Annotated in this window: 11 protein-coding genes; 2 read left to right on the top strand and 9 right to left on the bottom strand. The window is 61.1% G+C overall.

Annotation, left to right across the window (positions count from 1 at the left end; all coding sequences use genetic code 11):
- The first annotated feature begins 31 nt into the window (after positions 1–31).
- Entirely contained in the window at positions 32–1,291 is a 1,260-nt protein-coding gene (locus AB4O11_RS15090) for an OprD family porin (RefSeq protein ID WP_460127329.1), read from the top strand.
- Positions 1,292–1,570: 279 nt separating this feature from the next.
- On the top strand, positions 1,571–2,374 hold the full coding sequence (locus AB4O11_RS15085; RefSeq protein WP_460127328.1) for a methyltransferase domain-containing protein: 804 nt from the start codon (positions 1,571–1,573) through the stop codon (positions 2,372–2,374).
- Positions 2,375–2,496: 122 nt separating this feature from the next.
- On the opposite strand, the gene pcaC is transcribed toward AB4O11_RS15085, so the two are convergent.
- From pcaC to AB4O11_RS15040, 9 genes are all read right to left on the bottom strand, one after another.
- Positions 2,497–2,889: a 4-carboxymuconolactone decarboxylase gene (gene pcaC / locus AB4O11_RS15080; protein ID WP_007957838.1), complete on the bottom strand. Its 393-nt coding sequence runs from the start codon at positions 2,887–2,889 to the stop codon at positions 2,497–2,499.
- Between the two features lie 10 nt (positions 2,890–2,899).
- Positions 2,900–3,691, bottom strand: coding sequence for a 3-oxoadipate enol-lactonase (gene pcaD / locus AB4O11_RS15075; RefSeq protein ID WP_460127327.1), 792 nt, complete (start codon positions 3,689–3,691; stop codon positions 2,900–2,902).
- A gap of 12 nt (positions 3,692–3,703) precedes the next feature.
- Positions 3,704–5,068 carry a 3-carboxy-cis,cis-muconate cycloisomerase gene (locus AB4O11_RS15070; protein WP_320337421.1) on the bottom strand — a complete coding sequence of 455 codons (1,365 nt, stop codon included), beginning with the start codon at positions 5,066–5,068 and terminating at the stop codon, positions 3,704–3,706.
- Positions 5,069–5,114: 46 nt separating this feature from the next.
- The gene (locus AB4O11_RS15065) at positions 5,115–6,410 is read right to left on the bottom strand and encodes an MFS family transporter (RefSeq protein ID WP_095049154.1); all 1,296 of its coding nucleotides are present in this window, start codon (positions 6,408–6,410) and stop codon (positions 5,115–5,117) included.
- Positions 6,411–6,620: 210 nt separating this feature from the next.
- On the bottom strand, positions 6,621–7,187 hold the full coding sequence (gene pcaG, locus AB4O11_RS15060; protein ID WP_150792567.1) for a protocatechuate 3,4-dioxygenase subunit alpha: 567 nt from the start codon (positions 7,185–7,187) through the stop codon (positions 6,621–6,623).
- A 1-nt stretch (position 7,188) separates the two neighbouring features.
- Complete coding sequence (gene pcaH / locus AB4O11_RS15055) at positions 7,189–7,893, bottom strand: protocatechuate 3,4-dioxygenase subunit beta (RefSeq protein WP_093438659.1); 705 nt, start codon at positions 7,891–7,893, stop codon at positions 7,189–7,191.
- Positions 7,894–7,929: 36 nt separating this feature from the next.
- Entirely contained in the window at positions 7,930–9,135 is a 1,206-nt protein-coding gene (pcaF, locus tag AB4O11_RS15050; protein WP_175559655.1) for a 3-oxoadipyl-CoA thiolase, read from the bottom strand.
- Positions 9,132–9,911 (bottom strand): CoA-transferase subunit beta, encoded by a 780-nt coding sequence (locus tag AB4O11_RS15045; protein ID WP_064393051.1) that lies wholly within the window; start codon positions 9,909–9,911, stop codon positions 9,132–9,134. Before AB4O11_RS15045 ends, pcaF begins: the two co-directional genes overlap by 4 nt.
- On the bottom strand, positions 9,911–10,768 hold the full coding sequence (locus tag AB4O11_RS15040; RefSeq protein WP_099758203.1) for a CoA transferase subunit A: 858 nt from the start codon (positions 10,766–10,768) through the stop codon (positions 9,911–9,913). The genes AB4O11_RS15045 and AB4O11_RS15040 overlap by 1 nt, the downstream gene beginning before the upstream one ends.
- Between the last annotated feature and the right edge of the window lie 171 nt (positions 10,769–10,939).

Genomic DNA, 10,939 nt, shown 5'->3' with positions numbered 1-10,939 from the left:
CGCCTTAAAAAAACAAGAGAGACCCGAGCCCATGACAACCTCCCCTGCGCCTTACGCAATTCCCGGCCTGATCGCCCTGGCCCTGGCCGGCGCGGCGCTGCCCGCAGCGGCCGAAGAAGCCGGTTTCATCGAGGGCGCCAAGGTCAACCTCAACCTGCGCAACTTCTACATCAACCGTAACTTCACCAACCCGACCAAGGCTCAGGGCAAGGCTGAAGAGTGGACGCAGAGCTTTATCCTCGACGCCAAGTCCGGCTTCACCCAAGGCACCATCGGCTTCGGCATGGACGTGCTGGGCCTGTATTCGGTAAAGCTTGATGGCGGTAAAGGCACCGGCGGCACCCAGTTGCTGCCGCTGGACCATGACGGTCGTCCGGCGGACAACTTCGGCCGCACCAACGTCGCTTTCAAAGCCAAGCTTTCGCAGACCGAAGTGAAGGTCGGCGAGTGGATGCCGGTGCTGCCGATCCTGCGTTCGGACGATGGCCGCTCATTGCCACAGACCTTCCGTGGCGGGCAGATCACGTCCAAAGAAATCGACGGCCTGACCCTCTACGGCGGCCAGTTCCGCGCCAACAGCCCGCGCGATGACAGCAGCATGAGCGACATGTCGATGACCGGCAAAGCGGCGTTCACCTCTGATCGCTTCAACTTTCAGGGCGGTGAATACGTTTTCAACGAAAAACGCACACAGATCGGCCTGTGGAACGCCGAACTCAAGGACATCTACAGCCAGCAATACGTCAACCTGATCCACAGCCAGCCGCTGGGCGACTGGACGCTGGGCGCCAACCTCGGCTTCTTCTACGGCAAGGACGATGGCAGCGCCCGCGCCGGCGACCTCGACAACAAAACCTGGTCGGGGATGTTCTCGGCGAAGTACGGCGGCAACACCTTCTACGTCGGCCTGCAGAAACTCACCGGCGACAGCGCGTGGATGCGCGTCAACGGCACCAGCGGCGGCACGTTGGCCAACGACAGCTACAACGCCAGCTACGACAACGCGCAGGAACGTTCCTGGCAAGTACGCCATGACTACAACTTCGTCGCGCTGGGCATCCCCGGCCTGACGCTGATGAACCGCTATATCAGCGGCGACAACGTGCACACCGGGACGATCACCGACGGCAAGGAATGGGGCCGCGAATCGGAACTGGGCTACACCGTGCAGAGCGGCGCGCTGAAGGATCTGAACGTCAGATGGCGCAACTCGACCATGCGCCGGGACTTCAGCAATAACGAGTTCGACGAGAACCGCCTCATCGTTAGCTACCCGATCAGCCTCCTCTAAACACCGCTTTCAAACTGTAGGAGTGAGCCTGCTCGCGATAGCGGTGTGTCAGTGACATTTAAGGTGACTGACACACTGCTATCGCGAGCAGGCTCACTCCTAAATTTGAATCTGCGCCACTTGTCGGGAGAAGTGGCACTTTGCCGGCCGACAGATAAAGTGACAAAACCTGAAGGAGTCAGGTGCTTCACCTTTCCGCTTCCGTCGTCGTAGTCGGTCCTCAAGCTGGGAGCCAGGTTGTCATCGGAAGACACCATCGATCACTGGAGGACCACCTCAATGATCTCTCGTCTTGCAACACCCGACTGGGACGCCAAGGCGTACCAGCAGTTTTCCCGTCTCAGGCAACGCCCGGTCAATGAATTGCTCGACCGTGTTGACCTGCCAAATCCTCAACGCATTTACGACCTGGGCTGCGGCACCGGCATTGCCACGCAGTTGTTGGCCAAACGCTGGCCGCGCGCGCAGTTGCAGGGGATCGACAGCTCGGCACAGATGCTCGCAGAAGCGCGCTGTCTGCCGCTCAGGGCATCGTGGAAACACTGCGATCTGCTCGATTGGCAACCGGAGCAACCGGCAGATCTACTGCTCGCCGCCGCCGTGCTGCACTTTATCGATGGCCATGAAACGCTGTTGCCGCACCTGCTGGGTTATCTCAACCCGGGCGGCTGTCTGGCGGCGCACATGCCCGACTGGCGCGATGCGCTGTGGTATCGGCTGATGCTCGACACTCTCGAAAATGGCGGCCCCGGCGGCACGCCAATGGGCACACCTGAACTGCGCCAGCGCATGGCCGCGCGGCCGTTGTTGGCACTGGAGGATTACTACCGTTTGCTCGCGCCCATGACCACGTCGCTGGATATCTGGGAGACCGAGCAGTTGCAGGTGGTTGACGGCAAATCGCCAATTTATGACTGGGTGAAGGTCTCGGCGCTGCGGCCGGTGGTGCAGGCGCTGGATTCAGCGGAACAGGCGCGGTTTATCTATCACTACCTGATGCGGGTGCATAAGCATTATCCGCAGGAGGGGGATGGGCATACGTTGTTTGCGTTCAAGCGGATATTCATCGTTGCCACGGTTTGAATGAGTTGTGCTGATTGATGCGCAACGGCGTCTGCCCCCTTCGCGAGCAAGCTCGCTCCCACATTGGAATGCATTTCCCTGTGGGAGCGAGCTTGCTCGCGAAGGCGTAATTTCTGGCGCCATCAATCCCTGGATTCAACACCCAGTTCGTCCCACACCGACTCCGCCAGATGGAAAGTGGCATTCGCCGCCGGAATCCCGCAGTAAATCGCACTCTGCATGATCACTTCCTTGATCTCACCCCGGCTCACGCCGTTATTGGCTGCCGCACGCAGGTGCAGTTTGAGCTCGCCCTCGCGGTTCATGCCGATCAGCATGGCGATAGTGATCAAACTGCGCGTGTGCCGAGGCAAGCCCGGTCGCGTCCAGATATCGCCCCACGCATGCCGGGTGATCATTTCCTGAAACTCCGAGTTGAACTCGGTCAGCGTGGTCAGGCTGCGATCGACATGCGCATCGCCCAACACCGCGCGGCGTACCTGCATGCCGTCGTCGTAACGTTGTTTCTCGTCCACAAAAACTTCCTCACTTAGCCCGCAAAAACGCTAACACACGATCACTGAAGTCCGCGCCAGCCTGCACGTTTGACAGATGCGCCGCATAGAACTCGGCGTATTCGGCGCCGCGTACATGCTCCTCAATGAAATGCCCACCGGCCGGCGGCGTCACCGCATCTTCAGTGCCGGCGATCACCAGCAACGGCACGTTGATCGACGCCAGTTGCTCACGGAAATCGGCATCACGCACCGCTGCGCAGTTAGCCGCATAACCTTGCGGCGACGTCGCCGCGAGCATGTCGGTAATCTGCTTGGCCGCTGCCGGATGCGCCGCCGAAAAGTCCGGGGTAAACCAGCGGGCAATCGAAGCATCACGCAGGGCCACCATCGCTGCCGCACCGTCACGCAGCACGGTTTCGATGCGTGGATTCCACACCGACGGATCGCCGATCTTTGCCGCGGTGTTGCAGACGATCAGCTTGTGCAGCCGATGCCCGGCATTGATCCCCAGCCACTGACCGATCAGGCCTCCCATCGACAGCCCGCAGAAATGCGCACGCTCGATGTGCAGCGCATCCAGCAAGCCGAGCACGTCGTGACCGAGCTGCTCGATGCTGTAAGGCCCCGGCGTCACCAGCGATTTGCCGTGGCCCCGGGTATCGAAACGCAGCACGCGAAAATGCTCGGTAAACGCCGGCATCTGCGCGTCCCACATGTGCAGATCAGTGCCTAGCGAGTTGGAGAGCACCAGCACCGGCGCATCGACCGGGCCCTCGATTTGATAATGCAGTTCGCCATCGGCGAGTTGAACGAAAGCCACAGCCCTCTCCTTTCAGACAGACAATGCGTTGTGTTCGGCCACCGCGCGCTCGACCCAGGTTTTTGCCTGGCCGAGGTAATGAGCGGGGTTCAAAAGTTGATCGAGTTCAGCGCTGCTCAACTCGGCGGTGACTTGCGGTTCGTCACCGAGCACGGCGCGCAAATGGCGCTGCTCGGCCACCGCGCGTTTGCAGCATTGTTCGAGCAGGTGATGCGCGGCGTCGCGGCCGACACGCTGGGCAAGGACGATGCTGACGGCTTCGGCCAACACCAGCCCCTGAGTCAATTCGAGGTTGCGGGCCATGCGTGCGGCGTCGACTTCCAGACCGTCGGCGAGCAAGCGTGCCTGTTGCAGCGAACCGGAAACGAGGCAGCAAATCTCCGGCAGGGTTTCCCATTCGGCATGCCACAGACCGAGGCTGCGCTCGTGCTCCTGGGGCATCGCGCTGAACAGCGTCGAGACCAGACCCGGCACCCGCGTCGCTGCGCCGATCAACACCGCCGCGCCCACCGGGTTGCGTTTGTGCGGCATGGTCGACGAACCACCCTTGCCCGGTGCCGATGGCTCGAACACCTCAGCCGCTTCAGTCTGCATCAACAGGCTGATGTCGCGGCCGAATTTGCCCAGGCTGCCGGCGATCAAACCCAGCACCGCGCCGAACTCGACCACGCGATCACGCTGGGTGTGCCACGGCTGTTCCGGCAAGGTCAGTTGCAGTTCTTCAGCCAGCGCTTCGGCAATCGGCAAGGCCTGTTCGCCCAACGCGGCGAGGGTTCCGGAAGCGCCACCGAATTGCAGCACCAGCAAACGCGGCTTGAGTTCACGCAAGCGCTGACGGCTGCGAGTCACAGCGCCCAGCCATCCGGCGATTTTCATGCCGAGGGTTACCGGTGTCGCATGTTGTAGCCACGTGCGCCCGGCCAACGGCGTCGCCGCATGACGTTGCGCCTGGATCGCGAGGGAATCAGCGAGTTGCGCGAGATCGTTCTCGATCAACTCAAGCGCCTGACGCAATTGCAACACCAGTCCGGAATCCATCACGTCCTGACTGGTCGCGCCCAAATGCACATAACGTTCGGCTTCAGCGTCGCGGGCAGCAATCTGCTTGCCCAATGCCTTGACCAGCGGAATCGCCGAATTGCCGGCCGTGGCGATCGCCTCGCCCAGCGCCGCGAAGTCATACAGACCAGCGCTGCATGCCGCCGCAATCGGTGCCACAGCGGAGGCTGGAATCAATCCGACCCGCGCCTCGGCCCGGGCCAACGCGGCTTCGAAGTCGAGCATGGCCTGCACGCGGCCCTGATCGCAGAACACCTCACGCATATCGCGGGCAGTGAAATAGGCATCGAACAATTGATTGCCCGGTCGCTGAGTCATAAACAGTCCTTGCCGGCGCGGGCCGTGACGACCCGCGCACTTCGGGTTAAAGATCGTGGTGCAAATACGCCGCCTGTTTCGGCAAGCGCAGACTGAACAGGAAGGCGATCGCCATCATGGCCGTAACGTACCAGTAGAAGGAGTTTTCCATGCCGATGTTCTTCAGGCTCAGGGCGACGAATTCCGCCGAACCGCCGAAGATCGCGTTCGCCACCGCATAGGCGAGACCAACGCCAAGTGCACGGACTTCCGGCGGGAACATTTCGGCTTTTACCAGGCCGCTGATCGAGGTGTAGAAACTGACAATCGCCAGCGCCACGGTGATCAATACAAACGCGAGGAACGGACTGCTGACGCTTTTCAGGCTCAACAGAATCGGCACGGTGAACAGCGTACCGAGCGCGCCGAACCAGAGCATCGAGTTACGTCGGCCGATCTTGTCGGCAAGCATGCCGAACAGCGGCTGCATGCACATATACAGGAACAGCGCACCGGTCATGATGTAGCTCGCGGTCTTGGCGTGCATGCCGGCGGTGTTGACCAGGTACTTCTGCATGTAGGTAGTGAAGGTGTAGAAAATCAGCGAACCACCGGCGGTGTAACCGAGCACGGTGATGAACGCGGCTTTGTGATCGCGGAACAGTGCGCTGATGCTGCCAGCGTCTTTATGCGCGCGGGTTTCCTTGTTGGTGGTTTCTTTCAGGCTGCGACGCAGGAACAGCGAAATCAGCGCCGCCACCGCACCGACCACAAACGGAATCCGCCAGCCGTAGGCACGCAGGTCTTCTTCGGTGAGGAATTGCTGCAGGACCACCACCAGCGACACCGCCAGCAGTTGTCCGCCGATCAGGGTCACGTACTGGAACGAGGCGAAAAATCCACGCTGGCCCTTGAGGGCAACTTCGCTCATATAGGTCGCGGTGGTGCCGTACTCGCCGCCGACCGACAGGCCTTGCAGCAAGCGCGCGAACAACAGCAGGACCGGTGCCCAGACGCCGATGTCCTTATAGGTTGGCAAGCAGGCAATCAGCAACGAGCCGAAGCACATCATCAGAATCGAGATGAGCATCGAATTCTTGCGCCCGTGCTTGTCGGCGACCCGGCCGAAAATCCAGCCACCAATCGGGCGCATCAGGAAGCCGGCGGCGAACACGCCAGCGGTATTGACCAGTTGCACCGTCGGGTTGTCGGAGGGGAAGAACGCCGGGGCGAAATAGATCGCGCAGAAGGCGTAGACGTAGAAGTCGAACCATTCGACGAGGTTGCCAGACGAGGCGCCGACAATGGCAAAGATGCGCTTGCTGCGCTCTTCACCGGTGTAATGGGAGGTGGTCGTTGTCATTGTTTTTCACTCGATAGGGACAGTGAGAGTCTAGACATACTTTGCAACAGTCCCGTTCCACATCCTACATCGGTCGTTCCCACGCTCCGCGTGGTAACGCATCCGGTGACGCTCCGCGTCACAGTGGACGCGGAGCGTCCATGGCGGCATTCCCACGCAGAGCGTGGGAACGATCATGTAGGTGCTGCCGAAGGCTGCGATCTTTTGATTTTAATAATCGAAGAACACCGTCTCGGCGTCGGTGCCCTGCAGAATCACATTCCACTGGTAAACACCCGAGGCATCCTGCTTGGCCAGCAACGTACTACGACGTTCAGCCGGCACACATTCCAGCAATGGATCATCAACGTTGGCCGGCTCGCCCTCAAAGTAGATCCGCGTCAGCAAGTGCTTCACCAACCCGCGGGCAAACACCAGCACCACCAGATGCGGCGCCTGGGTCGAACCTTTCAGGCCCTCAACCGTGCCCGGTTTGATCGTGGTGAAACGGAAGCGCCCTTCAGCGTCCACCGGCACCCGGCCAAAACCTTCAAAGTGCGGATCGAGCGGTTTGTCCTGCTCGTCTTCCGGGTGGTCGTATTTGCCGGCAGCGTTGGCCTGCCAGACTTCGAGCATGGCGTCGTTGACGACATCGCCGTTGCCATCCACCACTTGCCCGGTAATTGCCACGCGCTCGCCAAGGGTTTGCTCGACGGTGAGGTCTTCACGGTTCAGCCAAGTCAGGCCGATGTGGTAGTACGGCCCGACGGTGTGGGACGTGGTCGCAGTCAGCGTCATCTTATTTCTCCATCGGCGTGGCTTCACGCCCGCGCAGCACGATGTCCCAGCGATAACCGAGGGCGTAGGACGGAATGGTTTTTTCCAGATCGAAACTGGCGATCAGGCGTTCCTTGGCCGAGGTGTCCGGCACGCAGTTGTAGATCGGGTCGTAGGCCAGCAGCGGATCGCCCGGGAAATACATTTGCGTGACCAGACGCGTGAGGATGCTCGGCCCGAACAGCGAGAAGTGGATATGCGCCGGGCGCCAGGCGTTGTGGTGGTTACCCCAAGGGTAGGCGCCGGGCTTGATGGTCTGGAACTGATACCAGCCATCGGCGTCGGTGACGGTGCGGCCGGTACCGGTGAAGTTCGGGTCCAGCGGCGCGTCGTGCAGGTCGCGCTTGTGGTTATAGCGGCCGGCAGCGTTGGCCTGCCAGATCTCCACCAGAATCCCCGGCACCGGCAGACCGTTTTCGTCGAGCACGCGGCCGTGAATGATGATGCGTTCGCCCTGCGGCTCGCCTGCATGCTGGGCGGTCAGGTCGTTATCGGTGTCGCCTACGCGCTCGGCGCCGATGGTCGGCCCGGTGATTTCCGACAGCGAGTGCGGCAGAAACACCAATGGCTTGGACGGCGAGCGCAGGTTGGTGGATTGATACGTCGGGTGCAGGTACTCAGGCTGAGTGCCTTCCTGCGGACGACGGTAACCAGGCTTGTCAGACATGTCGCTTTCCTCTGTTCTATTTCGTCACGGCTTGCGTCAGACGCGTTCGATGGCCAGGGCCAGACCTTGGCCGACACCGACACACATGGTCGCCAGACCTTTCTTGCCACCGGTCTTTTCCAACTGATGCAGTGCGGTCAGCACCAGACGCGCACCGCTCATGCCCAACGGGTGACCAAGGGCAATCGCCCCGCCGTTCGGGTTGACCTGCGCAGCGTCATCGGCAAGACCCAGTTCGCGCAGCACCGCCAAACCCTGGCTGGCAAACGCTTCGTTGAGTTCGATAACGTCGAAATCGCTGACCGCGACGCCCAGGCGCTCGATCAATTTGCGCACCGCCGGCACCGGGCCGATGCCCATCACCCGAGGTGCGACACCAGCGCTGGCCATGCCGAGCACTTTGGCGCGGGCGGTCAGGCCATGTTTTTTCACCGCGTCGGCGGAGGCGAGAATCAGTGCAGCAGCACCGTCGTTGACCCCGGAAGCATTACCGGCGGTAACAGTTTTGTCCGGGCCGTTGACTGGCTTCAGCTTGGTCAGTGCTTCGATCGTGGTATCGGCACGAGGATGTTCGTCCTGGCTGACTACGGTTTCGCCCTTCTTGTGGGCAATCCGTACTTCAACAATTTCTTCGGCGAAGTAACCAGCAGCCTGCGCGACAGCAGTGCGTTGCTGGCTGCGCAGGGCAAAAGCGTCCTGATCGGCGCGCGACACTTTATAGTCGTCGGCGACGTTGTCAGCGGTCTGTGGCATCGCATCGACGCCATACTGCGCCTTCATCAACGGGTTGATGAAACGCCAGCCGATGGTGGTGTCTTCCAGCTTCATGTTGCGCGAAAACGCCGCGTCCGCCTTGCCCATCACGAACGGCGCGCGGGACATCGACTCGACACCGCCGGCAATTGCCAACTCCATCTCGCCGCTGGCGATGGCGCGGAATGCGGTGCCGATCGCGTCCATGCCCGAAGCGCAAAGACGATTGAGCGTCACGCCCGGTACGCTTTCCGGCAGGCCCGCCAGCAGCAGGGCCATACGCGCAACGTTGCGGTTGTCTTCGCCGGCCTGGTTGGCGCAACCGAGGAAGACTTCGTCGATGGCATTCCAGTCCACCGATGGATTGCGTTCCATCAGGGCCTTGATCGGCACAGCGGCCAGGTCATCGGCGCGGACGGCGGACAAGCCGCCGCCGAAACGGCCGATCGGGGTGCGAATCGCGTCGCAGATATAAACGTCACGCATCATGCTTCTCCCGGTGCCTGGCCGTGGGCGGCGGCAGTACGCGCTTCGAGATCGCGCAGCGCAGTCAGTTCGACTTCAGTCGGTTCAGCAGTGTTTTCAACATGCTCGGCAAAACGAATCGCCCAACCGGTGGCCGCGACCACTTGCTCGCGGGTCACGCCCGGGTGCAGCGCGGTGACCACGAATTCGTGGGTGCCTTCTTCCGGCTCCATGATGCACAGGTCGGTGATGATCCCGACAGGCCCGGCGCCCGGCAGGCCCAGACGTTTGCGCGAGTCGCCGCCTTCGCCGTGACCAACCGAGGTGATGAAGTCGAGCTTGTCGACAAACGAGCGCGCCGACTGTTTAAGGATGATCAATACGCTTTTCGCCGAACCGGCAATTTCCGGCGCGCCACCGGCACCCGGCAGACGCACTTTCGGCGAGAAGTAATCGCCAACCACGGTGGTGTTGATGTTGCCGAAACGGTCGACCTGCGCAGCACCGAGGAAACCAACGTCAATGCGTCCGCCCTGCAACCAATAGCGAAAAATCTCACCGGTCGGTACGACGGTGTCAGCGGTTTCAGCGAGTTCGCCGTCACCAATGGACAGCGGCAACACGCTCGGCTTGGCGCCAATCGGACCCGATTCATAGATCAGCACCACGTCCGGCGAAGAAGTCAGGCGCGCGAGGTTGGCGGCTTTCGACGGCAGGCCGATACCGACGAAGCACACCGAGCCGTTCTTCAGGCGACGGGCCGCCGCGACGGTCATCATTTCATTGGTGGTGTAAGTCATTACTTGGCCTCCGAAGCAGCGGCCAACTTGGCCTGGAACGCGCTGAAGTCAGCGCAGCCATGGATGTATTCGTTGATCCACGCGGTAAACGTCTCACGGTCACGGGCGATCGGATCCCACGCCTGGTAGAAACGATTGTCACGCTCGGTGTAACCGTGGGCGTAGGACGGATGTGCGCCGCCGGGTACGTGGCAGACCGCGCTCAAGGCCCAGGTCGGCAGCACGCAGGCATTCATCGGCGCGTTGAGGTCGTCGACAATCTCTTCCACGGTGACGATGCAGCGTTTGGCCGCCAGTGCCGCTTCTTTCTGCACACCGAGGATGCCCCACAGCAGCACGTTGCCCTGGCGGTCGGCTTTCTGGGCGTGGATCACGGTCACGTCCGGGCGCACCGACGGCACCGCCGCCAGCACTTCACCGGTGAACGGGCAGGTCACGGTTTTGATCAGTGGATTGACCTTCGGCAGGTCGGAACCGGCATAGGCACGCAGCACCGCGAACGGCAGGCCGGATGCGCCAGCGACGTAGGCATTGGCCAGGTCGGCATGGCTGTGCTCTTCGATTTCGAGAGCATGCGGCCATTGCTTCTCGACCGCGTCACGCAGGCGGTGCAGCGAACCGACGCCCGGGTTGCCGCCCCAGGAGAAAATCAGTTTGCGTGCGCAACCCGCGCCGATCAGTTGGTCGTAGATCAGGTCAGGTGTCATCCGCACCAGCGTCAGATCTTTCTTGCCCTGACGAATGATTTCATGACCCGCTGCCGTAGGGATCAGGTGAGTGAAGCCTTCGAGTGCGACGGTGTCACCGTCGTTGACGAATTGCTTCACCGCGTCGTGCAGCGAAAGGATCTCAGCCATGGAGCGGGCTCCTGTTTTTGTAATGAATCGCCAGTGATAAAAAGGCGCGAGGTTCAGCGCCGGAGTCACTGCAGATTAAGCCTGGGGAAATGGCCAAACAATCCGATAATCGACTGAGTGTTCGTTTATCGAACAGATTGTTGTCAGCCTATCGGTTCGTGTTTTGATTGA

Source organism: Pseudomonas sp. H1_D05 (genome assembly GCF_054682705.1).
The sequence above is the reverse complement of the archived record's forward strand: the minus strand, read 5'-3'. Positions and strand labels throughout refer to the sequence as shown.